The 26,851-nt window shown below is 39.6% G+C and carries 27 protein-coding genes and 2 pseudogenes; 3 read left to right on the top strand and 26 right to left on the bottom strand.

The window, feature by feature from the left end:
- Positions 1-7 precede the first annotated feature (7 nt).
- Positions 8-628, top strand: coding sequence for an AhpA/YtjB family protein (locus tag QL989_RS03600; RefSeq protein WP_138608770.1), 621 nt, complete (start codon positions 8-10; stop codon positions 626-628).
- Here the strand turns inward: QL989_RS03600 and QL989_RS03605 are convergent.
- The 6 genes and pseudogenes from QL989_RS03605 to QL989_RS03630 all read right to left on the bottom strand — a co-directional run bounded on the left by QL989_RS03605 (position 595) and on the right by QL989_RS03630 (position 7,228).
- Entirely contained in the window at positions 595-1,362 is a 768-nt protein-coding gene (locus tag QL989_RS03605) for a TatD family hydrolase (protein WP_198523603.1), read from the bottom strand. The two genes, QL989_RS03600 and QL989_RS03605, sit on opposite strands and share 34 nt — an antisense overlap.
- 13 nt (positions 1,363-1,375) lie before the next feature.
- The gene (pdxH, locus tag QL989_RS03610) at positions 1,376-2,014 is read right to left on the bottom strand and encodes a pyridoxamine 5'-phosphate oxidase (RefSeq protein WP_198523604.1); all 639 of its coding nucleotides are present in this window, start codon (positions 2,012-2,014) and stop codon (positions 1,376-1,378) included.
- Between the two features lie 320 nt (positions 2,015-2,334).
- Entirely contained in the window at positions 2,335-4,077 is a 1,743-nt protein-coding gene (argS, locus tag QL989_RS03615) for an arginine--tRNA ligase (RefSeq protein ID WP_290168308.1), read from the bottom strand.
- Positions 4,078-4,139: 62 nt separating this feature from the next.
- Positions 4,140-5,729, bottom strand: a complete 1,590-nt coding sequence (gene prfC / locus QL989_RS03620; protein WP_010387708.1) for a peptide chain release factor 3 — start codon at positions 5,727-5,729, stop codon at positions 4,140-4,142.
- Between the two features lie 406 nt (positions 5,730-6,135).
- Positions 6,136-6,255, bottom strand: a pseudogene (locus tag QL989_RS03625) (LexA family transcriptional regulator); the annotation flags it as partial.
- 182 nt (positions 6,256-6,437) lie between these two features.
- Positions 6,438-7,228, bottom strand: a pseudogene (locus tag QL989_RS03630) (hypothetical protein).
- 81 nt (positions 7,229-7,309) lie between these two features.
- On the opposite strand from QL989_RS03630, the gene QL989_RS03635 reads away from it, so the two are divergent.
- Entirely contained in the window at positions 7,310-8,098 is a 789-nt protein-coding gene (locus QL989_RS03635; RefSeq protein WP_290168312.1) for a hypothetical protein, read from the top strand.
- Positions 8,099-8,867: 769 nt separating this feature from the next.
- Positions 8,868-9,527 carry an AraC family transcriptional regulator gene (locus QL989_RS03640; protein ID WP_290168315.1) on the top strand — a complete coding sequence of 220 codons (660 nt, stop codon included), beginning with the start codon at positions 8,868-8,870 and terminating at the stop codon, positions 9,525-9,527.
- A gap of 16 nt (positions 9,528-9,543) precedes the next feature.
- Here QL989_RS03640 and QL989_RS03645 read toward each other — a convergent pair whose 3' ends face one another.
- The 20 genes from QL989_RS03645 to tssK all read right to left on the bottom strand — a co-directional run bounded on the left by QL989_RS03645 (position 9,544) and on the right by tssK (position 26,816).
- Positions 9,544-9,858 (bottom strand): hypothetical protein, encoded by a 315-nt coding sequence (locus tag QL989_RS03645; RefSeq protein ID WP_290168317.1) that lies wholly within the window; start codon positions 9,856-9,858, stop codon positions 9,544-9,546.
- 11 nt (positions 9,859-9,869) lie between these two features.
- Positions 9,870-10,301, bottom strand: a complete 432-nt coding sequence (locus QL989_RS03650; RefSeq protein WP_290168319.1) for a hypothetical protein — start codon at positions 10,299-10,301, stop codon at positions 9,870-9,872.
- Positions 10,302-10,314: 13 nt separating this feature from the next.
- Complete coding sequence (locus QL989_RS03655; RefSeq protein ID WP_290168320.1) at positions 10,315-11,802, bottom strand: hypothetical protein; 1,488 nt, start codon at positions 11,800-11,802, stop codon at positions 10,315-10,317.
- A gap of 56 nt (positions 11,803-11,858) precedes the next feature.
- Positions 11,859-12,728 (bottom strand): hypothetical protein, encoded by an 870-nt coding sequence (locus QL989_RS03660; protein ID WP_290168322.1) that lies wholly within the window; start codon positions 12,726-12,728, stop codon positions 11,859-11,861.
- Positions 12,729-12,818: 90 nt separating this feature from the next.
- Positions 12,819-13,277, bottom strand: a complete 459-nt coding sequence (locus tag QL989_RS03665) for a hypothetical protein (RefSeq protein ID WP_290168324.1) — start codon at positions 13,275-13,277, stop codon at positions 12,819-12,821.
- Positions 13,278-13,343: 66 nt separating this feature from the next.
- Complete coding sequence (locus tag QL989_RS03670) at positions 13,344-13,805, bottom strand: hypothetical protein (protein ID WP_290168326.1); 462 nt, start codon at positions 13,803-13,805, stop codon at positions 13,344-13,346.
- A gap of 163 nt (positions 13,806-13,968) precedes the next feature.
- On the bottom strand, positions 13,969-14,448 hold the full coding sequence (locus QL989_RS03675; RefSeq protein WP_290168328.1) for a hypothetical protein: 480 nt from the start codon (positions 14,446-14,448) through the stop codon (positions 13,969-13,971).
- 162 nt (positions 14,449-14,610) lie between these two features.
- Positions 14,611-15,054: a hypothetical protein gene (locus QL989_RS03680; protein ID WP_290168330.1), complete on the bottom strand. Its 444-nt coding sequence runs from the start codon at positions 15,052-15,054 to the stop codon at positions 14,611-14,613.
- Positions 15,055-15,120: 66 nt separating this feature from the next.
- Positions 15,121-16,146 carry a hypothetical protein gene (locus QL989_RS03685; protein WP_290168331.1) on the bottom strand — a complete coding sequence of 342 codons (1,026 nt, stop codon included), beginning with the start codon at positions 16,144-16,146 and terminating at the stop codon, positions 15,121-15,123.
- 192 nt (positions 16,147-16,338) lie between these two features.
- On the bottom strand, positions 16,339-17,889 hold the full coding sequence (locus tag QL989_RS03690) for a hypothetical protein (protein ID WP_290168333.1): 1,551 nt from the start codon (positions 17,887-17,889) through the stop codon (positions 16,339-16,341).
- 274 nt (positions 17,890-18,163) lie between these two features.
- Entirely contained in the window at positions 18,164-18,550 is a 387-nt protein-coding gene (locus QL989_RS03695) for a DUF4280 domain-containing protein (RefSeq protein WP_290168335.1), read from the bottom strand.
- A 60-nt stretch (positions 18,551-18,610) separates the two neighbouring features.
- Positions 18,611-20,209, bottom strand: a complete 1,599-nt coding sequence (locus QL989_RS03700; protein ID WP_290168337.1) for a hypothetical protein — start codon at positions 20,207-20,209, stop codon at positions 18,611-18,613.
- On the bottom strand, positions 20,209-21,273 hold the full coding sequence (locus QL989_RS03705) for a type VI secretion system protein IglI family protein (protein WP_290168339.1): 1,065 nt from the start codon (positions 21,271-21,273) through the stop codon (positions 20,209-20,211). The genes QL989_RS03700 and QL989_RS03705 overlap by 1 nt, the downstream gene beginning before the upstream one ends.
- Positions 21,266-22,144 carry a hypothetical protein gene (locus QL989_RS03710; RefSeq protein ID WP_290168342.1) on the bottom strand — a complete coding sequence of 293 codons (879 nt, stop codon included), beginning with the start codon at positions 22,142-22,144 and terminating at the stop codon, positions 21,266-21,268. Before QL989_RS03710 ends, QL989_RS03705 begins: the two co-directional genes overlap by 8 nt.
- A 13-nt stretch (positions 22,145-22,157) precedes the next feature.
- On the bottom strand, positions 22,158-22,436 hold the full coding sequence (locus tag QL989_RS03715; RefSeq protein ID WP_290168345.1) for a hypothetical protein: 279 nt from the start codon (positions 22,434-22,436) through the stop codon (positions 22,158-22,160).
- A 3-nt stretch (positions 22,437-22,439) separates the two neighbouring features.
- A complete protein-coding gene (locus QL989_RS19170) occupies positions 22,440-22,910 on the bottom strand; it encodes a DotU family type IV/VI secretion system protein (protein ID WP_356776202.1) in 471 nt (156 codons plus the stop codon).
- A gap of 3 nt (positions 22,911-22,913) precedes the next feature.
- Positions 22,914-24,455 (bottom strand): type VI secretion system baseplate subunit TssF, encoded by a 1,542-nt coding sequence (locus QL989_RS03720; protein WP_290168347.1) that lies wholly within the window; start codon positions 24,453-24,455, stop codon positions 22,914-22,916.
- A gap of 30 nt (positions 24,456-24,485) precedes the next feature.
- Entirely contained in the window at positions 24,486-25,004 is a 519-nt protein-coding gene (locus QL989_RS03725) for a hypothetical protein (RefSeq protein WP_290168349.1), read from the bottom strand.
- A gap of 2 nt (positions 25,005-25,006) precedes the next feature.
- On the bottom strand, positions 25,007-25,333 hold the full coding sequence (locus tag QL989_RS03730) for a GPW/gp25 family protein (protein ID WP_290168351.1): 327 nt from the start codon (positions 25,331-25,333) through the stop codon (positions 25,007-25,009).
- Positions 25,326-26,816, bottom strand: coding sequence for a type VI secretion system baseplate subunit TssK (gene tssK, locus QL989_RS03735; RefSeq protein WP_290168352.1), 1,491 nt, complete (start codon positions 26,814-26,816; stop codon positions 25,326-25,328). Before tssK ends, QL989_RS03730 begins: the two co-directional genes overlap by 8 nt.
- Between the last annotated feature and the right edge of the window lie 35 nt (positions 26,817-26,851).

Genomic DNA, 26,851 nt, shown 5'->3' on the forward strand with positions numbered 1-26,851 from the left:
GGTGACTATGAAAAATAACCATCTTAAAAATCCACTTACAGCCTCGCAAAAAAAGCGTCTAATTCGTTTATTATTGGCCGCTGGCTGCTTTGTATTATTAAGCTGGGTAGGAATAAACAGTAGCTTTCAAAGCCATCAACTACTATATGATAGTGCTGATAGTGCAGCCAAGTCACTCACTCAGTTTATGGCACTGAATGCCAAAAACCCGCTGATAGAGAAAAACAAATCGCAGCTCACCACCTTGTGCAACAATATCAGTAAAGATGAGTTTGTTCTTTCAGCCACCATTTATGATAAACAAGGTGTAGTGCTTGCAAGCAGCGATAATTGGCAATCACATCATGTATATGGCTTACTACCAGACTCATCGCCTGGCATTAGTAAGTTAAAAACACCGTTTGTTGAACAAGTTATTTCTGACGACAATCGCCCTATTGGCTTTGTATCTATTACCTATTTAACGCGTGCTGCGGTATCTTCAAGCCATAACCATTTTCACGATTTAGGCCGCCAAGTATTACTTATGCTAGTGATTGCTTGTATTTTTACTTGGCAATTAGGCCGAGGGTTAAAACGCTGGCAAGTAAATCGTTATATACAAAAAACGTCAGAGCACGAATCATAAAGCTGCTCAGCTAATCGATATTTATCGCTATTTGGCTTTAAAGCATAGAGCGCATCGAACACCTTAGGAATATGCAATGGGGTATTTATTTCTCCCTGATAACCATTTAGCGGCATTGAAGGTGAGTCAGTTTCCAGCACTAAATGCTGTGACTCAAGCTTTGCTACAACCGCACGAGTTTTAGCAGCCCGCTCATAGGTGATAACCCCACCCACTCCAAGCTTAAAGCCCATTTTTATATAATACTGTGCTTGTTGTATTGAGCCTGAAAAAGCATGGATCACACCGCCATTCTTAGGTTTACAACGCTTAAACGATTGCGCTATTAAATCATGGCTTTGTCTGTGATGCACAATCAGCGGTAACTCTAGCTCATTAGCAAGCGCTATTTGTTGCTCAAACAGAAAGGTTTGTTTTTCAAGGTTTTCGATACTGCGATCTAGCCCGCATTCCCCAATAGCCACAAGCTGAGTTTTGTTTGTTTTAGCAAAGTTATACAGTGATTCTAAGTGCGATTGCTGATGTTGCTCTAAAAAATAAGGATGTAGCCCTGCAGCTATTCTAATTTGTGGGTAGGTTGCTTTAAACTCGAGTAGTTTTTGAGACTGCGCCAAGCTAATGCCTGGCACAATAAATTGATTAATGCCCTTTGCTACACAGGCATTAATAAGCGATTCCCGATTTGTATCAAACTCACTAAAATCAAGATGACAGTGTGAGTCTATAAATTGCAAAACCAGCAGCCAACTAAGGGTTTAAGCGCGTTATTTGCCAGCTATTGTCGGCTTGACGCTGATACATAAAGCGATCATGTAAACGATGCGCTCCGCCTTGCCAAAACTCGATTTTTTGCGGCACAACACAATACCCACCCCAAAAGTCAGGGAGCGGAATTTCACCTTTAGCGAACTTATTTTTCATGTTGGTAAAGGTTTCCATTAGCACTTTACGCGACGAAATTGGACGGCTTTGTTGCGACGCCCATGCGGCTAATTGACTTTCTTTAGGTCGAGATAAAAAGTATTTAGCAACAGCCGATGTAGGTAATGGCTGCGCTTCACCATACACAATTACTTGGCGCTCCATAGGGTGCCATGGAAAGTGCAAGGAAATTTTGTTATTGCCTTTTAGTTCTTGCGCTTTACGTGAACCGGTATTGGTAAAAAACACAAAACCGTTATCATCTAAATGTTTTAGCAACACAATACGCTGTGAAGGCTGACCTGTTTCATCGACCGTAGCGACCACCATAGCTGTAGGATCAGGCAAATTACTACCAACAGCATGCTCAAGCCACGTTTCAAACTGCTTAAACGGATCATCAAGCAAGTTGTCTTCACTAAGCGCATCTTGCAGGTATTCACGACGAATATCTTCGAGTTTCATATCAAATCCTTCTTTAAAAGCTATCAGCTATAAAATTGGTGAACATTCCGAACAGTGTCAATATAAAATTATCTGCAAGTGTAGGAGTGCTAGCAAGGCGGTAAAACTATTTATACCAAGGAGCATACGGTTTGTATGTGACTTAGGCTAAATAGTTTGACCAACGCAGCTAAAGCGAACTACACGCAGCAGACGCTCACCTAAGTAGTTTAGTCTAAGATAAGGCGGACACTCGACTTATCCCTATGAGCATACGTAGTTGTATGTGATTAGGGTCAGTCGAGTGGACAACGCAGTATTAGATTAAAATACGACGGTGATTACATTTGCTCCATGACTTCGATACCTAGTAGATCTAATCCTGTTTTCAGCGTATCTGCCACTAAATTACACAACACTAAACGGCTATCACGAACACTTGGCTCTACGCCCTCTTTAAGTACTGGGCAAGCTTCATAGAATGTCATGTATAGACTAGCTAGTTCGTATAAGTAACCACACAATACGTGCGGTGTGGCTTCATTGATCATCAGATCAAGGACTTCTTCTAACTGCAATAATTTAAGCGCGAGGGTTTTCTCTTGCGGCTCAATAATACTTACATCGGCTTTTAAGCTTGCAGCATCAACGCCTGACTTACGGAAAATACTGCGAACACGCGTATAAGCATATTGTAAATAAGGGGCTGTTGCGCCCTCAAAACTTAGCATGCTGTCCCAGTTGAAAATGTAATCGCTGGTACGGTGCTTAGAAAGATCTGCGTATTTAACCGCGCCAATACCCACTTTACGAGCAATTTCACTACGATCTTCGTCAGATAAATCTGATTCACGCTCAGCGAGTTTGGCTGCTGCACGAGTAATTGACTCTTCAAGTAAATCAGCTAATTTTACCGTGCCGCCTGTACGAGTTTTAAATGGTTTGCCATCAGCGCCCATCATGGTGCCAAATGGGCAAAATTCGTAACTGGTTTCATCGCGTAATAAGCCAGCTTTACGCGCAGTAAGCTCCACTTGATTAAAGTGAAGGCTCTGGCGCGCATCAACAAATATCAAAATACGCTCAGCGCCTAACTTGTTTGAACGGTAATCACACGCGGCTAAATCTGTGGTTGCATATAAGAAGCCGCCACCTGATTTTTGCACGATAAACGCTGAAGGCTCACCGTCTTTATTTGCCAGCTCATCTAAAAATACCACTTGTGCGCCTTGCGACTCTACTGCAATATTTTTATCTTTTAATAGGCTAATAATATCGTTAAGTTCACTGTTATAAGCACTTTCAGCCATAATATCGGCAGGCGTAAGGGTTACATTTAAACGCTTGTATACTTCTTCAGAGTGCTTCACTGAAGTGGCAATAAATAGTTTCCACAGTTTTTCACAGTGAGCGTCGCCACTTTGCAGTTTAACTACGTAGTTACGTGCTTTATCGGCAAAGCCTTCTTCGTCATCAAAACGCTTTTTAGCATCGCGGTAAAAGGTTTCTAAGTCAGCAAGCGCAACAGTGTCTAAATCAACGCCTTGGTTAATTTGATCTTCTAAATGCGCAATCAACATGCCAAACTGTGTGCCCCAATCACCCATGTGATTTTGACGTACAACGGTATCGCCTCTAAATTCAAGTGCGCGTACTACCGCATCACCAATAATAGTTGAGCGTAAGTGACCTACGTGCATTTCTTTTGCAAGGTTAGGCGATGAGTAATCAACCACTACTTTTTGTGGTTTGGGGTGCTCGTTTACTGCAAGTTTTGCGTGGTTATTAGCGGCTTGTACGCTTTGTGCTAAAAACTCAGGCTTTAAGTGAATATTAATAAAACCAGGGCCAGCAATTTCAGTTTTTTCGGCAATGTCGCTTACATCTAACTGATCAATAATTTTTTGCGCCAATTCACGTGGGTTACTTTTCATTTTTTTAGCCGCGCCCATCGCGCCGTTAATTTGGTAATCACCAAACTGTGGGCGTGTGCTTTGCGTAACCGCTGGGTTAGTATCTTCTGGCAGGCCTGCGGCGGTCATAGCGGCAATGGCTTTTTCTACTAAAATAGTACGAATATTCATTATATTATTTACCTTTGTAAGCCCGCCAAAGCAGGCTTTGTGTTAATTCTAGTTGGTCAGTTCTAGTTTTCACGCGTGTGGTTAAATGTCACTTCAGGGTAACGCTCAGTCGACAAATTAAGGTTTACACGACTCGGCGCGATGTAAGTTAAATTATCGCCACCATCGAGTGCTAAGTTGCTTTCGCACTTACGCTTAAACTCTTCAAACTTTTTAACATCATCACAGCTAACCCAGCGGGCTGTATTTACATTAACGCTTTCGTAAATTGCATCAACGTTGTACTCAGCTTTTAAACGCGCTACAACCACATCAAACTGCAACACACCTACCGCACCTACAATTAAGTCATTATTAATTAATGGTCTGAATACTTGTACTGCGCCCTCTTCTGAAAGCTGTACCAACCCTTTTAATAACTGTTTTTGTTTTAATGGATCGCGCAGGCGAATTCGGCGGAACAGTTCAGGGGCGAAGTTTGGAATACCGCTAAACTTAATTTTTTCACCTTGGGTAAAAGTATCACCAATTTGAATCGTACCGTGGTTGTGTAATCCAATGATATCACCAGCGTAAGCATCAGCCGCACGCTCACGATCGCCTGCCATAAAGGTTACCGCATCAGAAATACTAACTTGTTTACCGATACGCACATGATTCATTTTCATGCCTTGGCTATATTTACCCGATACAATACGCATAAAGGCAATACGGTCGCGGTGCTTTGGATCCATGTTAGCCTGAATTTTAAATACAAACCCAGTGAAGTTTTCTTCTGTGGCTACAACTTGGCGATCTTCAGTCTCACGTGGTAATGGGGTTGGCGCCCACTGAGTTAACCCATCTAAAACATGATCTACACCAAAGTTACCAAGTGCGGTACCAAAATACACAGGCGATAACTCACCCGCTAAGAATAGATCTAAATCAAATTCGTGTGATGCACCAATAACCAACTCTAACTCGTCACGTAATTGCGCTGCAAGTTCATCACCAATGGCTTGGTCAAGCTCAGGGTTATCGAGCCCTTTAATGCTGCGTACTTCTTGAATAGTGTGACCTTGACCCGTTTTATATAAAATGGTCTCTTCGTTATGGATATGGTAAACACCTTTAAACTCTTTACCACAGCCAATGGGCCAAGTAACAGGTGCACAGGCAATATTTAGCTCTGTTTCTACTTCGTCGAGTAGTTCCATTGGGTCGCGAATATCACGGTCACATTTATTCATAAAGGTAACAATAGGCGTGGTACGCAGGCGTGTTACTTCCATTAGCTTACGGGTACGTTCTTCTACACCTTTAGCAGCATCAATGACCATTAAACACGAATCTACCGCGGTTAAAGTTCGGTATGTATCTTCAGAGAAGTCTTCGTGTCCTGGGGTATCAAGTAAATTAACTAACGCATTGTTATATGGAAATTGCATTACAGAGGTAGTAACAGAAATACCACGCTCTTTTTCCATTTCCATCCAATCCGACTTAGCATGCTGATTAGAACCACGGCCTTTAACCGTTCCAGCTTTTTGAATTGCTTGTCCGAATAACAATACTTTTTCAGTGATAGTGGTTTTACCCGCATCCGGATGCGAGATGATCGCAAAGGTACGGCGTTTATTAATTTCGCTAAGGAGATTTTGGTCTGCCATTAAAAAGGTTCTTTTAGTTGATATACGGATGTATTTATATTTTAGTATGCTGAGCTTTTAAGGCTAAAAACAAGCTAACCTCTAAAGCTCAACATACCCCAACAAGAACCCAAATTAGTTCTTGTGATGCTATCCGTTAAGTTAATCGTAATTGAAGACTATTTTCGCTGATCTTGGCGCTATAAACAATCAATGGTTTTCTAATCGGTTACCATTTAGTCTTAGCGAACGCCAATACTAAGTTTAGTGTTTGCAATCGTTGCTTCTTCAACTCATGAACAATTGTGGCTAAACCACAAATTACTTTGTTACCAAAAATCGATGATAGCTTGTTTAACAACGCCTATAAATGAGCATTCAAACGAAGCGCTTCCGCGATATGTATAGTGTAACGAGACCTTGCCTACTTACCAGAGCAAGTCTGGCTAATCTACTGCTATTTGATACCAATATGACGAGCCAACTCAGGCTGGGTCACCCCAGTAACCTGCAAGGCATGGTTTAGTCGTTCGGATAAAGTTTTCATAAGCCCGTAGCCTACAAATAAAACTTTAGCCTTTCAATAATTTTAACTGTAACACTCAATCTTGTAACAGTTATTATTGTAACAGGAGACGGTAAGGAATTGTTCAATACGACACAAAAACATCTTCGCCGTGCCATTAACTTGGCCAGCGGACGATTAACACGAGCCATCATCTGTAGTGGTTAGCTAATTTTGCCCACAGTTATAGAATCTTTACATCTAACCTCAGATTCATGTAGTGCTAAACCTGCATTCTAATGATATGGCTTAATGTTTGTTGTAATATCCGTTAATATAATAACTCACACTATATTTAGCGTCTTTAAAGTTCTCATATCCAACCTTTGGCAGCCACTCTGTTTGCTTGATAAGCCCATCGATTCCCTGTCCAGATATACGTCACATCGCCGCTCCATAACGTATTCGGTTCAACAATATCAAAATGTCTATCTAGAAATTTAGGATTTCAAGATGCTCATTACCATCCCGTTTATGTTGATGTTGTGGTAATTGGCAGCTCTCTAACTTTAGTTTAACCATCAGCTTAGCGGCGCGATAACGGCTTAACTCAAAATCGTTGTTCGTTGCAATTGCTGCGATTATCCGTGCCCCAGCTGAACCGCCACACATTGCATGTATAACTTTAACTTCAGTTTCTAACCTTACTTGCTATTGTGTCGGCGTTGTATCCCGTATGGCCCAATACTTATAGCTGCTACGATGTTCATTAAACACGCTACACAACACGCTAATTAGTTAACGCTCTTGTTGATTTAATTTCTCAATTAATGAGAATTGTTCAGGCAGTCGGACATCAAGAGAGCCGTGGTGAAGCCAATGGTGACTGATCACTACGCTCTTACTTTAATTGAGTAACCCATTTACTTACAGTTGATTTACCAACACTCATAGCTTTGGGTGCTTCTTGTGTATATCCTTGATCCAAAACACAATTGCCTATATAGTCACTTATCTAATTTCTAACTATAAACTTTTGACAACGTGAAAATTTACTTTATTTTATCTGCATACTTAATGAATTGAATATCACTACATGGCAACCATATACGAGAGCAAAACAACTGAAATAAAGCCGTTCACGTATAGAACCCTTCTAATAACGCCTGATGAAAATAGTGAATTTTCAATTAAACACTCTCGACAACAGCCAAAGCATACTAAAAAAGTTGTCTTATTGAATTTGGTTGGTAGAACCTCTACAGACGATATAGACTCTTACGAATCACTTGAACAAGCTAATCTCTTTCCACTAGCACACCACATAGATAACGATAAACAAGAATATGAACAATACAGCAAAGGCTTAGTTCAGCATTTTTTATTCTTAATAGAGTTACAGCGATTATGGAAATCTGAATACGACGAATTGATTGACTTACCTAGATCTAGCAGGGGTAAATTCTCGTTCAGAAAAAGCGACAAAGATACGCACCAATACCGTGAAGCACAAATAAAGGCTTTGCTTGAACCTATTGACCCAAGTCAGGCGATAGCTCGAACTACAGCAACTGAATATATTGGTGTTGTAGTAAAGTTTTATTCTTTCCAAATCAGAAATGGTTATAAGTTTAACAAAACTCCATTTGAGTATGAGGTTGTTTCTATACAATATCAAGGCGACAGCACAAGCATTGGTGCCTATCTTGGTAAAGATGTACACATAAAAGATCTGCGATTGAATTTAGGAAAGTCTAGAGGCAATGAGGGCGGCGCGCTATCTTCAAGCCACAAAAACCTGAACCCCATAACAAATAGAGAATGGCAGGCTGTAAGGAATATTCCAACGAATACAAGTCAAGTAATCAAAAACGTGGCGGGTTAAACAACCACGTCCAACTTATCAATTGAATACTGCTTATCCTTTCTTGTTGCACGGTACACAGGTCTAAGAAAAGAGGAGGTGGCAAGTCTCCATAAAAGCCAAGTAATAAAACCTGACGAACGCAAAAAGGCAATGAGGTTTGGCGTCGCAGGTAAATATGCCTCATTGACGAAAGTTCCTGGTGCAAGCAATAAGTCCAGGCAAACACTTATACCGACACGTATCATGCAGTTTTTTTACGAATACACAAGGAACGATAGATACAAAAAGCGCATCTCTAAATTTAAAGAGCATTGTAGAATAAGTCTATTAAGTTTTTTCGACAAGCTCTGTGAGAACCAACTTTATTACTGCGATAAATTAAGCGTGAAAGTTGAGTTTCTTACTAGTTGTTATCACCAGTTTTTGCTGTACGTGTACTTTCAAAAACTCCGATCTCGACACATTACATAACCTGCTCGTAAACATTTTTTATGGATTTTGAACAAGACTCAAGGAGGAGCGCCATTCTTTAATTTTCAATTCATTTAAGCCAATAACTATGGAGTCTTGATGCCTTTAAAAGACATCAACTCTTTTTCGGCGCATGCGCCTAATTTTATATTTAAGCAAATATTTATGAACCAAATACTAACATTAAAAAAATATCTATCTTGTTAATTTCTCTAGGGAAAACCATCATTCTTTTAGTCTCCTGAAATATAATAATAGGGTTTGTTATCACAGGCTCTGCAATATTCAATTCACTCCGCCTTCTCCTTTACCCGACATGTTTATCTTTGATGCTTCTGACCTACTTCCTTCTGAAGTTTTGGCTCAATTTTTAGAACTTAAAAGTAGTATTGATGAGCGATTTTCTGAAGCTGTACCCATACTAGTTTTGTTAATCCCCCCTTATTCTGAAAAACAATCACTTTACCAACTAGGAATGATTGATTATTTAACATCTCCGGTTGTTCCTGAAGAGGTATATTTTCGCGTCTATAGTGCATTACATTACAGCGCTGAGAGAAAACTCATGTTGTTAAAAAGTAGTGAGTCTAATTGGAATAGAAAATATGACATGGTGAAGCGCGCAAAGGCTTATTTGTTGGATAATATTGATAAAGAGGTCAGTTTAGAAGAACTGAGCAGATGTCTATCTACGAATAGAAGTTCTTTATCGGATGCATTTAAGGAATACTCGGGTACAACCATTTTTACCTGGTTGAGAGTTCAACGCTTTCAAAAAGCGGCGTTGATGCTGGAAACGACAACATTAAGTGTTACTCGAATATCAGAAGATGTTGGCTATGGTAATTCTAATAACTTTTCTGCTGCTTTTAAGAAGGAGTTTGCGCTGTCACCATTGCAATATCGGAAGCAAAAACAACAACAACAACAACAACAACAACAATCCAAAGAGCTAAGTGCTTTATCTCATCCCTGAAACAAAGCATGCTCGATTAAGCTATCGGATTAACCACTAGCTTAACTATTTGTTTAAAGGCGACGTCGCATATTTTGTTGATTGTCGCCTTTGTCATTAGCGAGGTCGTCAATAGCTGAGTTTTGAATACCATTAATTCTCTCTGTAATTCAAATTCAAACTCGAGTTTTGATATCAGATTTTGTGTTCTAGCTTCGAGCAACTGTTCCAAGGATTCTTTATTAGACTCAATTGCTTTGGTTAAGTATTCAGATACGTTCTCGACATCACCTACAAATGTAGAAGTGATGAAGTCTAGTGTTTGTTGAAGGATATTTTCTGCTTGGCTCATTGATTTTCTCCTTAACTAGCCAAAGGCTTAACTTGCTCGCCTTTTAAAATTGCATACATGGTTCTTTGATATTGTTGCTCTCTGCGTTTGGCGATAAAGTCTGTAACTGTATTGTCATGCTTGTGCTTATTTAGATCTTGTTGCCACATGGTTAACACATTTTCCATTTGGATAATCGACTCCTGGTTATCTACGCGGCTTTTATTAAGTTGCAGTAAAACATTCAAATCGTTGGCTATTAGATGATAGCTTTCTTGGTACCTTGCAAACTTTCTTTCATGTGCTGGCACCAATAGTATTTTTTTCCAATGCGCTTCAATCTTCACGTTTACTTGTATAAGTAACAGTTCTACCTGTGGATCACGTTCTGCGAGTTTACTCCATTGGCAAGCACTCAAAGTGAGCAGTGCGATTAATAAAAATATGCGCTTAATCATTATCATATTCTTGTTCCTTTTAGTTTAAATGTTGGTTTCTTCGGTTGAACCTGTCTTCTGGTACATTCATCCAATTTTGTCTGATGGCCAATACCCGCTGGAATGAATCAGTGTCGTTATCTGCAATGTACCTCTGTATTAGTTTTCTGCTCTGCGGTGTGTAATCTCCTCTATACCTGAGATCGATTAAGACGTCTTTGACTAGTGGGTTGAGTTGCTGCCAATTCACTGTTCCATAAGCTGCGACACAATCTGGCTTACGACAAATTCTTTTAACATCGTTTTCCATCTCTGTATAAGTGTTAACAAACAATGTTTTTTGTTGTTCGATGGATATTTCGAAGTCTTGTAGCTTATTGTCAGTTATGAATGCCTTAGCTCCATCACCGTGTAATCCCGATGCAGAGGCTATAATGTTGGCTACATGGGGCTCAATGCCCGCCTGACAAAGATCATGTGTGATCTTGTCTTTATTTTTTTCTTTGCAGTCATAGCCCCGGCCTATAGTTAAACCTGATGCAGCGCTAGGAACATAAAGTTTACGGCTGTGATAACGGCCACCTTCTGTACCTTCTGCGTCATAAGTAAACTGCCCTTTTAGTTTTTCGTTTTGCTTTGGAGTTTCAGATATGGGAGTGCTATTAGGTAACTGTTTAACGTGTACTTCAGCTCCAACACTTGGAGTTGGTGACGTATTTTGTGAAGCTGGGCTTTTCCTTGAATTCATCAAAGTCATCTGGCTCAGAGATGTTTGTTTTGGTTCTGCTTTGCCAAAGAGTCTTTGGATCTCTTGTAATATCCTGGCAAAGATGTGATACAGCAAGTCTGAGCTAAAGCCCCCCAACAGCGCTATTAAAGGCTTATCTAAGTCAACCAAGGATTGTTCAGCACCGTTGGGTATGGGTTCGAAAGAAACAAGTTCACAGAGTATTAGCCCGCTCATTAACCCCATAAGTATTTTGATCCAATAAGTAACGTTAAACTTGGGATCGTAGGTCGTATTATTTATGTAATAAAACAGTTGATTTAAACAGGAAAAAGCCGCGCCTAAACCAGCACAAGACAACAAGAAGAGTAGATTAAATAGTAGTGTTACCCCGGAAGACTCAAATACCCCCTGGTTTAGTGACACTCTGTTTACTTCTTCTGATAAGGCTAACAAGACAGTTGAAAGCAGAAAAAACAAGGACAATACACTGAGCTGCCTTACTAAGCTTACTGGCCCTAAAAAGCGAAATATGCCATGTGCTTTTTGTTGGATCATGTAAATGGATTTTGGCTTGGCGGGTGCCAGCATATCCGCCATTTGGCTGTGAAATTGAGCTATTTGGTGAAGTTCTTGAGTATTGAGCTGTACTTTGTCCCTTTCTGTTTCAGCCGCCAGCTTGTTCTCAATGACATAGACGAAAGCAATAATTTCGGGAGGTACAGCTGAGCCCGCGCCCGATGCATACATCACCATTGATTTGAGCTCTTCAAATAATCTGTGTGTTACACGTTCTGTCATAAAGGAATTTGTTGTTGGGATAAACGCTAATTTGAGGGGCAGTTTATTCTTTAATATTAAGAGTCAGATGGTCTGGTTTGGTTTTGTTGGGAGCGTTCAATGTGTATAACTTGGAAGTCTTGTTTAAGGTCGCGTTGTTGCAGGCAGAATTTTGTCCCTTGTTTACGCGGTTTTGCGTTTAAAGACTGTAAATTACTTTCTGTGTCGATTTCATTAAAGGGGTTATCGTTGCGTTGTTGCTTACCTAATTCCACCGCTTTTTTTCTCGTAACCATAAGATTGAATATAGTAATTTTATTTTTAATACTATCTATTGTAATAGCTTTCTTTTCATCGTCTAATAGCTCGTATACCAAGTTATCGAGTATCCAAGTTCGACAAGCCATTGCCATATCAATAGTCTTAGCCCCGTCCCCCTCAAAAATCCTACTTATTGTAGCAAAGCACCTAATTTGCTTATGTAAATTATCGTTAATTTGCTCATTCAGTCGTTCTATTTGTTTAAGACTAGAATTGGTGATAGACCATAGACTACTGTATTTAGAAACTAACAGAGCTTTATCTGAAGTATCGGCAAAATTGGCCTTCTCGGGTTGGTAGTTGTTAAGTTCCTGTAAAAATACCATTGGTTCAGGCAATGAGTTAAATGCTTTTTCCAGATTATTGATCAAGAGCGTATATTTCTGGTTTACCTTCACTTTATCTTGGTGGCTATAAATCCCTATCCCTGCCGTAAGTATAGCAGGAAGACCACCTACGGCACCTGACCACATAAGACCCTTGTACGTCTCTTTTTGAATCTGTTTATTATAACCTTTGTAAAAAGTGTAAGCCCCTGAGGCAATTTGCCCTACTTTACTGCCTGCATTTATAGTTGCTCCAATAGTATTTGCATTTTTTTGACTAAGAAGATTTTTAACTACCATCTCTTCGTCCTTAATATGAGTTTTTATTTTTTCTAATTCTATTAAAAAGAGATTCAATTTTTTTTACACACATTATTTTTGTTCCTGTTGTTAAATGTTGTCTTTTGGATGAACCGAATTGACCGAATCGAATAGCTTTATAGGCTTCATTAAATCTGAGTGCCTTACCTGCCAAACCAATCGCCCGGTCACGGTTTCCAAACTAATAAATTGAGGGTGTAAAGCCATCACCATAGGTAGTTCAATCGCGTATAAAACTGGGCAAATGGGGATTACGTATCGATAATAAATGCCATCAAATTCAATGATTAGCTGGTTAGATCTATTAAATAAGTTGATATGGGAAAAATGGTCTGCAGAGCGTAATAAATGTATCCCATAAGGTTTTATCAATTCTTGTTCGAGCGGCGAATTAGGTTTATTACTTTGAGTTAAACCTGTAATTTCCATTGGCAGAATATGCAATGCTTTATGTGGATTATTATGGTTTAAATAAATATAAACGTCTGAGCATGTTAAATTTATCAGACTAATTGAACCGACCAGCATAAGCTCCTCTATACAGCGCTAAAATTAGGGCTTTCGTATTTTGAAAGCCCTTTGTGCAATTATTAACTACCCCTTGTTAGTGTCATTTTTTTTCTGGTTTGTGCCTTCTTCCGGAGACTGATACCAAATTGTGCCATTTGGCGCTGCAACGATAAAAGAAGATCGAGTGATCGTGATGGTTGTAGAGTTACTCAGTACTTGATTATCTTGGCCGCTAATGTCAAAAGTATAAGTTTTAGGCACACCACCTCTGTCTACTTTTATTACGTTAGTCCCGTTATGAAAATAACCAGGGCGAATTTCCAATGCGCGTAAAAATGTTTTCGTCACAGGCTCGAAGCCCACTAAGCTGCCATCTTCCGGTTTTGTAACCGGCGATGAATCTTTCTCTTGATACGTGATTGCGCCTTGTTTCATTTCGGGGATTAGATGTGACAAGCGATTAGAGTTGACCCAAACTTCTAGTTCGTTGCCAGTTAAGTTAACCATAGTCATAGTGCCAACAGACTTATCCGATAGATTTGTCATTATAATTTTTCCTTTTAACTGCTGCTTAAGTATTGCAGCATATATGGGTTATCTGATTTTAAATCAGCAATTTAGGGAATTAAGCGAGCTCTAATTTGAGTTGCTTGTTTTTTGATGGTGCCTACGAGTAAGCCCCTCCATATTCTCTTTATACTTGGTTTTATTAAGCAGTCTTTTCTTGCTTACTGTGTGAGCTGAATGATTGGTACCAAATTTCACCGTCAGGCGCAGCAACGGTAAAAGAAGAGCGAGTGATAGTAAGCACGGCCGAATTTTTTAACACTTGGTTGCCTTCTCCGTTAATTTTGAATTTATACGTCACTTCGTTACCACTGACATCAATTTTTACGACGTTATAGTCATCGGCATCATCTTGGTAGTTGTTGTGAAAGTAGCCTGCTCTTTTTTCGATAGCGCGTAAAAATACTTCTGTGGCTGGTTTTACCCCAACAAACTCAGCTCCGTCTTTAGCTACTACTGGTGATGGATGATGCTCTCTGTACTCTGAGTGATCGATGCGCATTTTAGGGATGATATGAGAAGTTCTGGAAGAATTTACCCATACTTCCAATTCATTGCCGGTTAAATTAACCATAGTAATTGAGCCAACTGATTTATTTGTTTGTCTTGTTTCTACAGACATAACGTTTTCCTTTTTAGTTTTTCCGTAAATTACGGACATGGTTTGATAGTGCTTCCTGTTGGTTGCACCGGTTAAGAGATAAATAGTTGTTTTTGTTTGAGTGAAAAGAGTTAGAGCGCTGACCTTGAGGTAGTCTGCCTATGTTGAACACAGTTTGGTTGATTAAGGTAATGTCTCTTCTGGCTCCTGTTTAGTTTGCCTACATGGCCAAGTTTTGCCATCAGGGCCTGTGATCACAAAGGCATCGTTACTGATCACAACCGTAGCTGAACTTTCCAGTGATTGGCCCTCGCTATCCCCCAACTCAAAATCAAAGGTTCTGATGTTTAGTCCTGATGGCTCTTGTACTCTCACTCTATTTAGACCTTGGTGAAAATACCCAGCCTGCGCATTAGACGAACGTAAAAATGTACGCCCTATTGGATGGTAGCCATACGTTATTTGTGAGTCTTCTGGTACAGGAGATGGAAGGCTTTGAACTAGAACTATAGAGCGAGACTCCATTACTGGTAGAGCACTAGAAAAATCATTCGAATTGACATACACCATCAGTTTTTTGTTCGTTAAATTAAATAAAGTAATAGAGCCTACTTGTGCACTATTCATATTGTTTCCTAAATAATAAAGTTGTTAAGAGGTAGATAAAAAAGGCGCAACAAACGATTAAAGTGTCTAGTGTCTATGTTTTGCCTCTTGCAGTGCAATACTCAAATCGAGATTACGTGATGCACCTAACATGTCGATGCCATACTCTTCTAATAGCGCAAAAAGTTCAGGGTCACTGCTCTTAAGAGTGTTGTGTGCTTGTATGTTTTGGCCAATATTGGAAAGTAGATAGTAGCCAGTTAATACGACGAATGTACCTGGGTTTCTGGTCATTCTCATCAGTGGTTTTAGAAGTACAAATCGCCCTACATGAGCAAAGTGGCCAGGGAACACAGTGCGATAAATTTTTTTACTTTCCCAGTGCTTAACGCCTTGAAACGTATTAATTTTTCTTGCTCCAGTCCGGTATATAGCAGTACCAATTAGCACCTTCCCTACTACTTCAGCAAGGTTGTCGGTAACGACATCCACTACGCCAGTTGCGAAGTGTTTTGACTTATCTTCTAAGCGTTGTAAAGGTCTAAAATAGGAAGCATCTGTATGTAGCTGGTTATCCCATCTATGACTGAGTCGTTGACCTGTTTCTTTTGCTTTTCTGGCTGATAACCACGCTAAATTGAACATTGAGCTAATCGGCTTTTGGCGATCAATGGCCTGATACACCTCTTCTATACCTGTACCAAATTGCTGCATATATCGCCACGCCAAATCGGGGTTCGCTAGTGCCCTTGCCATATTCGTTGGGTTCAATAAAGAAACCGTAGTTCCTACTACTTTGTCTAATACGATACCAGCGCCATCACCGCCGTATTGTATTCCTAATTGTCCTAATTGCCTGACCGCATCACATTTAAATTGGTTAATGTATGCACCTGGCTTTTTGTAGAATGGCAGTGCAGCGATTTCACCAGGCTTGTAGTCTAAGTAATTAAAAACTTGTTCATTTATCCTTAGGAAGTACTGCTGAAGGTCAGCGCCAGCTCGATACCTATGAGCAAGAAATTGCGACTTCAATTGCTGCCAGTATGCTGATGAGTTTTCCAGCAAATTAGGACCTTGGCTGAAAAATAGGTGTTCTTTTTCTTTACACATGATTGCCTCATACGACGAGTAGATTATGAATAAGGGTCATCACACTGTTGCGATGAGAGATTTTGCTGATGTTTAATAGCTTGTATATGAATTGCTGAAGTTTGAATTTGAATGACCTTTCTGCTCAGGGTCATTTTGTTAGAGTTTAATTGAGTAATAGAGTCTATTTGTGTACAACTCTTACAAATATGATCATAAGTTATACACGCTTGTATAACTTATGAAACTTGGATGGTCAGTACCCCAGTCTACTTTCATTCCTTTTCCATCTCTCACCGGAACATGATTCAAGTACGAACCACGGTGTAACCTCATAACACTATTATTCCAATCAGTTTTGGGGTTGCACATTTGTCTCATGAATTTTGACTCGGTAGTTGAGCTACTCGGTAATGCTAAATCAAATGTTTCCTCCATTATTCCACCACCTAAAGTCATTGCAGGACTGTATACTTTATCGTAAAGAGTATCTAAGTTTGTATCACCCATCACATTTATGATCCTGCTCGAGTCACTCCCTGACAGTGAATTTGAAATAGAACTTATATTAGCTTCGTACCAATCTTCTATAGAAGAAGTTTTATATTTATTTGCATGATCGTTTGGAAGATGGCAAACAAGTTCATAGTATCGCTCATTCCCGATTTTGTGTGTTATTACTGCCATATATGTTGATTCACCATAGCTCAAGTTGATCTTTTTTATTTCAACGTCTACAGCTTGATCTATACCGACTCGTACCCAAGCCGTTATATTTTGCAAATGATGTGTTTTATCACCTTGTATATGCCAAGGAGAATCTTTCCTTGTGTATCTTGTATTCAGTATTAGAGTTGTGGGCTGACTTTCATCCGTAACATGTCCTTCTAGCAACACGATAACATCCGGTCGTGCGCGCCCCTCCAATGTACGTTCCATCCATGTTATAAGTTGTTTCCCTTTATTTTGCTCTATATCATCTCCGATCGTCATAGTCGCAACATAATTGCCCGCAAACTTTTTACTGTTAATTGCTTCTTTTACTCGCTGTTGGTATCCCATGACCATAGTATCGTCGTTTTGGCCATGAGTGGACATTACAGCAACTTTGATAATCCTATCCAACTTCGCTTTTTCTATAGGACTTGCCTTTCCTAAGATGGGACGTTCGGCGTCTTTTACTTGTTGGTCAGCCAATAGAGTGGAGGTTTCGAAGTTGATACTATTCCGTCTGTGGCTTCCAGCAATAAGGGGGGGGAGGTTACGCTCATAACAAGCTCTTCTGTATTTAGCCTGCGCTCTTTGGATTTTTTGTAGTAGAACATTGCCTTTTGACTTTTGCGCCACCGAAAACTCCCCTTTCGCTATAGCTTGTTTTGCAGAAATATATGCGCCCTGTTTATCACGACCTGTCAATTTCTTGTTTATCTTTTTTTTCAACTTTTCCTTTTCAAATTCTTTTTGTTCGTTAGCTATCTCTGCAGCTAAGTCTTCTAAAAGCATTGCTTCAGATGCTGCTATTACGGGAGCAGTATCTAAATCTTCATCACCCACAAATTCTTCGAATGCTTCTTTTTGCTCTTCAGCAAAAATTTGTGATGCTGTCCTTTGCAAGGTATTATTACTCCAAGGTAGCCCGTGCTTTTTGTCGTTATCTACTTTAAGTACACCTGATAAAAAACCTCCGCATCCGTCTCTTGTACACCTATTATTTATTGGTAAGGCAATGTACACCTCCCCACAGTTAATGCATATAGTACTCATTATTGTCCTTTTGTTTATTTATAATTTATAGAGCCCAAATAGCTGTATTTTTATACGCTCAGCAATCCGCCCAATAGACGTACCTTGGTCATAAAACCGCTTCAATCAGCCCGTAAAACGAAGAGCGGGAACCAGTTATAAATCAAACGGTATTCAACAGAGTTATCAGTACTCTCTTAACAAGGCTGTTTGTTCACTATTGAAGTTTTTCAAAGCATAGTTACTAAACGCATTAACCCATGATTTTACATGGGCAATACATTAACCAAATTTACTATTTCACCACTACAGGAATTTGTCCTGGGCTTACTACATTAATGCAGCCGCCCCAGTTACATATCAGCTTACAGCTGTTGTTAAGTGTTGGTTTATTACCCGTTAAAACAGTGACTGAACCTGGTAGCCAAGGAGTAGTCGTCATGGGAATACAAGGCATAGGTGTCAGTACTCCTAACGCTGCGGCTGTTGCTGATGCAACAGTTGGGTTAGCTAATGACGTACACATGCCAAAAGGCAATATATTTTTAAAAGGGATATGGTCCATTATCGTGGCCACGGGCATTGTTTGAACGACTTTATTTTCTGGAGTGACGATTAAGCTTGATGGCGCTACGCCAAAATTACATTGCAGTGCAGCTCCCATAGTTACAACTAACGACATTGTTCCAACCTATACTTTTGAGCTATTTGTTGTTCCTTCATGCTCTAACCTTTCTAGTCATTAATCTTGCTCCTGAGTTCGAAATATAATTTTGCCTTCTTCGAGTTGTACCAACTCAGTGTCTTTATCTTTTATTCTCTCTAGGCTCAGCACAGGTTTGTCATCTTGATAGTCATACTTTAAGCGGGTTTCATCTTGTTCGTTTTTGCCAAAGATCAGATGATTTCCTTGATTACCTTGCTCTAGGAATACTCTTGCGCCCCAGTCTAGAACCCGAGTGATCCGTGCTTCAAAAAGTGATATTTCAAGCTCAACTTGCGTTCCTTTGTAAAGCGGAAAGTAAAAGTGTGGAGGCATAAAATTCGGCTTATAACGAATCAGGACCTCTTGGTCATCCCAGACCGGTATTTTGACTCGATAAAACAATTGCTTGGTATTTTCATCTTGTTTGTATTGAAACGTTTTATCTTGTTCTTCCCCTGGCTCAGAGACTATTTCACCTTGTACCGTGATTGGCTTGATGAGATCAGGTGCCCTTTCTCGGTGTACATCAGTTAGTTCTTCTGCTTTATGAGCTATGGTGCATTCATAACTGCTGTGACTCTGATGCAGATCTTCCATTGGAGAAGGTGTGAGTGAGCATAGCTCTATGGAACTGGAGTAAAGCCGGAAAGATTGGTTGGTGCTGAGCATGTTAGCGTTCCAATCCGGATTTTTTAGCGTTAGCTTGCAGCCTGGTTCTAAAGCCTGCAATGGCCACTCTTTTAGTTTTAAAGAGAGCTCTGAGTTACGAGGCTTAAGAAATCGGTTTTCTTTGTTTTTACTGTGTTCAGCGTCCTGTTTTATCGAGTCTATGGTCAGTCGATCAAAATTTACTACTGATACATCATTGCATTGATAAAGTGAGTCTGTGCTCGCTAGATTAACATCGCCATTTAACAGGTTTGTGCTCTGAATTGTTGGCCTTGCCAATAACACTTTGGCACTTTCTATCTGTGTTGGAGCGAGCATGACTTCGGTTTTTGGCTCTGATTTACTGTTACTAATTTTGTATTCATTTTTTTCGTAGTCGTAAATTAAGTAAGCTCCATTTTGCTGTATGTACCAGAGTAAAAATTGATAAAACGAGATCTGTAATGCACCTAACCCCAAGCAGACAAAAGGAAGTTCGCTCTCAGCTTCAGGCCAATCGATATTCAGCGAAATTAAGTCTGTCACCTGCTCTTTAATAGCTTGTTCTACACTTTTTTTCACATAGAGGGATGTTGGGAAATGCTGTAACCAAACGAATTGTGCTGGATCCATAAATTGGCAAACATAATAGCGATAGAGAACCTTGTTTCCTTCAACATCTATGTATTGCTTTTCTTCTAATGAACGTTCAGAGACCAAAGCATTTAATGTTATTTTTTCTGCGGTTTCAGCTTTGGAAAATGTTTCTTGGGCTAATGTTAGCTCTATTTTAATGAGGCTTGGTGAAACAATGCTGTTGATAAGCTTGTCTTCTTTGACTTCATTGGATGTAAAAAAGCCAACTTCGCCGTTAAAACCATCGATTTTCAAATCCAGTTTGCAGTACTTAATATTTCCACCTTCTACGACAAATTCTTCTTCGCCTATAGTTAGCGTCAACCGGCTCGTGATACTTTGTTTAAACATTAGTTCTCCCACATGGGCTTTTGTCCATGACTGTATTGAGGAACTTCATCGTCTAGTGATAATGCCTTAAATGCATTTCGGTCGACTTGGTATAAATCGAATAAAGCTTTGCTGTCATGACTTTGTAAAAGCATTTCAGCCTGTTGAAACTCAGTTATAAACTGTGCTCTGCATTGTACAAATCCCTTAAACAGCTCAGGAAAGTAAAGTTTAGGGTCGAAGTTCGCCAATATTTCTTCAATGTCCGATGCCACAATACTCGCTTTTGTAAGCTCTGAGTCCGCCAATAGGTCCTGAAAAAAGGCTAATTTTTGTTGCAGCTCAATAAGGTGATAAGAAGATGAAGATGAGTCTATGTTATGTTCTTTAGCATTACTTACGCCGTTATTAATTTTAACTTCTTGTTCAGGAATTAACTCGTTTTCATCTTGTTGTTCCAATTCGTGGTCAATACATTGGTCTGGTTGAGTGTTTATCTCTACAGCTGACAATACTCCAGAAAGCTCGTTAACAACTTTAAAAGCATTGCACTGTGACTCTTGCAGTAACAGGTCTAATTTAAGTGCAAAATCTCTTATAAGGTTTACGTTCATTAGCCACGACTCTTGATTAAAAAGTAGCAAGAACTGACGCCATTGCTCTTGTTGCTTTTCAATCATTCGTTTAATTTTCTGCAACATTTTCTTGAATAACCAATATACATGTCGGTCAAAAAAGTCGGCAAACAACTCATTCAATTTCGGGCCGACTAGTTCAGTCGGCTTTTCAGTTACCCAACTATCTAGAATTGCGATAAGCTCCTGAAGGCCAAACTCTGTTAGCCATAAGTCACTGCTATAAATATATACAATGCAGACTCTTAAGTCTGAACAGCCTGCTTGTAGCAAGGCTTTGCTAGTTTCATGGGCATAGTCCAAATTGCCATTGCCAACGGCATCAAATAAATCTATTACTATTTTTCTAAAGTCGGGCGTGTACTGGTATTCTACGTTTAAAGACTGAGTAATTATTGAATAGGTAGTACCCTGCACTGCTTTAATTTGTTCTGTAAATTCATTATTCATCGTGTGCTCGCTTACTATGAGTATTTGCGGAAAACAGGCACAATTGGCCATTAATTTGAGGTTTTTCTAATGGGTGAAACCCCAAAAGCGAATGTGGGCTAGGCGATTTTTCATCTCTAGCCAATTGCAATGGTGTTACCCTTCCTTGAATAAAAACCTCTAGTGGAATCGATAGCGCATTAAAAAGCGGTAAAACGACTCGTTTTAAACGATGATATAATTCGGTAACACAAACTGAATTATTTGGCCCGGTTAGCACGACTTTTAACCAGCCTAACTTTGTTTTTGCTGCGCCTCCTAAGCCCACTGTTTTGCCAATTTTGAACGCCCCCAATTCAGCCCCACTCGATTGCCAGCTAGCTTTAACTTCCCAACCTGTAGATACGAGATATTCAGGAAAAACAGCATCGAAGATCATTTGCACATTGCGGATCGCTTTTAAGTTGGTTTGAAAAAGGCTGTCTCGCTGCCACCTAGGCCAAGGTATGCCGTAATATGAACTCAACTCGGGAAACAGTTGCTTAACCAAGTTTGAAATAAGAATGTGATCAAAAAAGTCAATGTATTGGGTAAAGGCTCTATCATTGATTAATAGCGAATCTCTAAGTTTTAAAAAGTAGCTAGGTAAAGGACCTTGAGGGCTTAACATGCCCATGTTTAACGATAGTATTACCAAAGATTCTTGATCTTGTTCTGTAACTGTAAACCTTATGTCTGTTAACAGCTGAGTCTCCGATACAAGTTGGTCAGAACTTTTAAACCAAATTTGTCTGTAGCCGTGAAACGTTAACAATCGTATTAAGGCTAACAGTTCAAATTGAGCAAGGTTAGTTCTAATGGCTTGCTCTAAGTCATGATCTGAATGTGACACAATGAAACTCTACTTACGCCTTTTGCATGAGGCACGTGGTTAAATAATCTTCTAGTAAATCTAGCTCTTTTTGAATTTCCGTCAGTAGCACTTCAATTTCCTTTGAGCCTTGTTGGGCTTCGTAATATTGATACATTGAGGAATGGCTTTGGTTTAAGATCGATTGCAGTAATACCCGAGTGGTTTGCCACTGGTTATTGTTTAATCTTGGTTTTAATTCACGGGCGATAATCGATACTAAATTAGTAACTTCTGTCGCCAGCGAGCCTGGTATGCCATCTGTATTAGTCATTTTTCAGCTTAGTTTTTTCGTTAGTATTTTCAAGTAGTTATTCCGCTTTTTTTCGTTGCTGTACAGTGCACCTTTAAATCCGCTTTTAACAACAAAATAATAAATTTCTAAAGTAAAGTTTGAGCAACTAGGCTGCGCTAGGTACTTGTCTAATAGCTGATATAGCAAAACACCACCATGCTTAATTTTGAAACATTTAGATTGTAATAACGGCCATCTATTAGGCGCGCTGGTAAATAAAGTGGTTAATATCCATTCGTCCAAGAATATGGCAACTGGTATTAATGTTGACTTAGCAAACACAGGGCCTTTAGCTTTTTTTAACTGATGATATGCGCGGTGAATTAGTTTTAGCATTTCGTTGTGCAGGGCTTGAATTTGCTCTGAAGTCACATTTTCTTTGCTTACGTTCTGGCATAAATGCTGACTAGATATGATTAACCTACTGACTATTAGCCAATATTTAGTGGTCATAAGTTAATTAATATACTCAATTTTGAGCGTCACAGTCTGCGTAGCGAACCAAGCTTCAACCGCTCTTTGAAAGAAGTCTAAAAAAAGTTTAGCCAGTGCCTTGTTATCTTTGTCGAGCTTTAGTCGAATGGCAAATTTCTGTGGCTCTTTTAGTTCAATGACACCTTCATATCCTTCACCTATAATGTCGAACACACTGTCCCACTCTGTGCTTAATATCGTTATTAATGAATGTATGTGCTCAACTGTGACAACTTCGTTATTTCGCAGCTCTAATAGTGATGTTAAGTACTCTATAGAGCGCTCAGCTTCACGGTGTTTTACTTTTGTGCCAGTCAATTGCCAATCTAAGCCTGGCATATCCATTTTTAAAGGGGCTACATGGGTTTTCTGCCAAAACGTGTTACTAAAGCGAGGTTGGTGCCATAGTGCTTCTACCTCTACATTAACTGGGTTACTGAACGCTTCAGGTAGATTGAGATCTAATGCTAAATTAGGGCTAGCGCTCCAGTTTATTCCATAGCTAGGAATGGCGTTATCCACGGATAAGCTGTTGTGTAAGACACTAGGTAATAAAGGCGTTCTATTTTGTCCGATAAGTTTATACACGCCCAAAATGGAATGTACTTCTGCGTGCTGTTCTTGTTCTTGCGTAAAAACAGGATAATTCACTTTTTTGCCATCCACTTTTATCCTCTGAGCTGCTTTTTTCTGTAAGTTAATAACTGGCACACAAAAAGGTTTAAAGTTGCCCTTCTGCCAATTTGTATTGGCATCTACCCTGACTCTTAGGTTTACTGTCAAATACCGCCATGTAGCAGGCGCTTTTTGCATATCTATGTCTATGCAGAACTGAGCTTGAGGAAAGTGAAAATATTGCCTACAGCTTTCAATTGGGTTCATACCTGGGTAAAAGGCTTGTTGGTTCATTACTTTCTTACAAGGGTATGGAGAGTCCATTTTGTCAAAAGTTATGTAACATTCTGCTTGCTCAACTGCTTGATATAAACTCATGGTTTGCTGAACGTCCTGACATACATCTAGCAGTATAGGTAATTTACCTGGTGAATTTTGTTGTTCACTTAACGCTTTAAAGTTGAGTTTTAAATTCAACTCTTTAAGTCCTTGTCGCTCGGTGGTTAGCCCCTCATAAACCAGAGGAGCCACTTTCATCTCTAGACAGGTAGAGAATACTGCTAAGTCTTTAGATTCAGACTGGACAAACAGTTCTGTCCCTGCTTTCAACGATACGCTATTTGGTAGTTTTTCATTTGGTACTAGATTAAGGATCGATTTTGCAGGCAGTGGTGCCATCATGTAAGGGTGAATTTGCCCAATTAAGTTAGCTTGATAAGCTCGTAATGCTTTCTGTCCTTCAATTTGTGCGTGAGCGCTGCAATAAGCAATGGCTTCTGTTAATCGTTGTAACTCTGGATCATCTCGTTCCAGTGCCTGTGTTTTGTACTTGCCATAATAACTTTCACGGAAGTCTCTAACACCTTGTAATTGCTCAAGGTATAACGGGTAAATACTGTCTTTATTCATTTTTTTAACCGGAAATCGTTGGGCTATGAGCTAGCCTAGCTTGACCAGTTCTCCTTGGATGGTTGTTAGGCTTCCTTTGACTGTTGTTAAGTTGCCCTGTAAGTCCGCTTTTGCGTTGGCTTTAGCTGAAAAATTAGCGGTGGCTTCAATGTCTACATTCGAAGCGGCTTTGATATTTACTGCTTGATTTGCAATGATCTTAGTATCCTGAGTAGACTCTAGCGTTATACCCTGCTGAGCTTTCATTTTAGTATCTTGTTTAGACGTCAATTGAATGTGATTTTCTGCGTTTATTTCTAAATCTTTGCAATGTATTGAGATCTTGTCTTTTTCCATTTTAATTGAACTCGGGCCTTCGTTTACCAATAACTCAATGCTTTTGGGATCTTGTTTGATCTCGCTGAAGTTATTACCATCGGTGCAAGTTAAGGTAATACCTTTGTCATTGAGTTGAACCGTACGGTTATTACCTTCTTTGTCCTTAACTTCTATGGTTATGCCTTGTGCAGAAACTTTGTCGAGTTCAATGCTGCAAATCAGATTACTCATAATCAAGGCTCCGATAAAAATTTAAACTCACTACATTCTCCTTCAACTCGTCCAACAACCAAAAAGTGCCATCGTTTAGCTTGGTAAAATACATTCACTTCATGAAGCTCTAGTCTGGGTTCAAACAACTCAATTGTTTTAGCTATGGCTAACTCTAGGTCTTGCAACTCATCTTGAGAGCATAAGGCGCCGCTCTTTCTAGGTAGACCTAGATGATATTCAAAAGCGCCATATTCTAATGTGATTGAAAATAAGTTTTCTAAGTGTTCTGCCACTAAATCCTTAGTCGTTCTAGTGTCATTGTTTTTGACGACGGCAAACTTAGCCATTAATCTCATTGTGACAGGTCTCTACAACGATATAGAACTGACTGCTACGGAATTCGTTTTGGCCGTAAAAACCTATGTTCTTATCTTGTTTAACTTGTAACCACTGGTTATCTCCAGCAGTCGTATCAACCGCAAAATAGGTGGATGGCATACACGGGCTCAAAGCTTGATCTAATCGTTCTTTGGTTTGTTTGTTAAGCACGCGATTAAATGTCACACCAGGTATATTATGTAACGTAATAATTGGGACTTGAGCCCTGCTCGTTGCTTTTAATGGAGGTTCAAAAGTAACTAATATTTGCTGATCTTCGTTCCATACAGCCAAATAATAATTTGCCCGATTTAGAACAGTAATTGGTGCTGAATAAATCCCGTCTTTTTCTTCTAGTTTTACGACTTGGTAGCTGAAGGATTTTTTATAGATTAGACACTTAAAAGCATCGAGTAACTGAAAAAACGTTTGCCCCAACGCTTCATGACGATACTTAAACCTATGCCAGTCTGGGCGAGAGAATTCATTGCCGTTAAGCGCGCATTTAGAGTTTATCTCAGGCCTATACAGTGGCTCTTCGAATTCACCTTCTTGTTGTTCTGGCTCCTTTATCTGTCGCTGGATATCTAACTCTAGCTGTTGGCAGTTTCGATAAACTTTCAATAATGTGTAAAGGTGTAGTAGAGATGCAAATAGGTCATAGGGATGTACTGAAATTTTAGCTTGTGCGTCCAAAAGGCAATCTAATAATTGGCTTAACGAATAAAGCTCTCCAAGCAATTGAAACTGTAGATTTGCCGCAACAGAGTGTTTAATAGGCGGCTTGGATGCTATACCAAATTCAATTTCTTGCTCTAGTGCATCTAGATAAAATCTCAGTTTCGCTATATAAGGTGCAAAAGAAGGAGTTCTATTTACTTGTACTGTCGCTGGAATGAATTGTTCATAGAGTATCCAGTTCAACTGCTTATCCATAAACATTTCAGCAATTTTAACTTGCGCTAACAGCTGGAGATTTAAAGTTTCATCCGTCGATTCCGCAGAGCTTGCACTGGGAAATGAAATTAGCTCTAGATAGTAAAATCGCTTTTTTACTTCGTCGACTGCTGTAATGGATTTATCATCGAAACAAGCGTTAGCTTCATCCATACCGTTGGAGCGTTTATGTGTATAAATATTGATTCGGATATCAGCTCTGTTCTTATCTTTGGGTAAGACTACTAGTCCTTTAGTTGTTAGCAACTGAGCGTTGCCTCCTAACTCAATGAGTTCTCCACTTTCTAGAAGGTAGCTCATTGCCGACAGTCTAATTGCACCTTCCATCAAGTCTGATTCATCAAAACTAAGCTGTAATACGCCAAAGAATGGCTTACCTAAGCTATCAAATCTTAATTTCGAGTTCGTTAATAATGAAAGTTCTTGTGCTTCTAAGTGTTCTGGCAGTAAGGTTTGTCCCCTGCACCAGTCTACTGCAGCTAATTGGTTTAACATCTCGTTATCCCTTTATTTTGTTTGAGGCGTTGCCG

It is taken from the genome of Pseudoalteromonas sp. APC 3224, assembly GCF_030407535.1.
Taxonomy (GTDB): Bacteria; Pseudomonadota; Gammaproteobacteria; order Enterobacterales; family Alteromonadaceae; genus Pseudoalteromonas.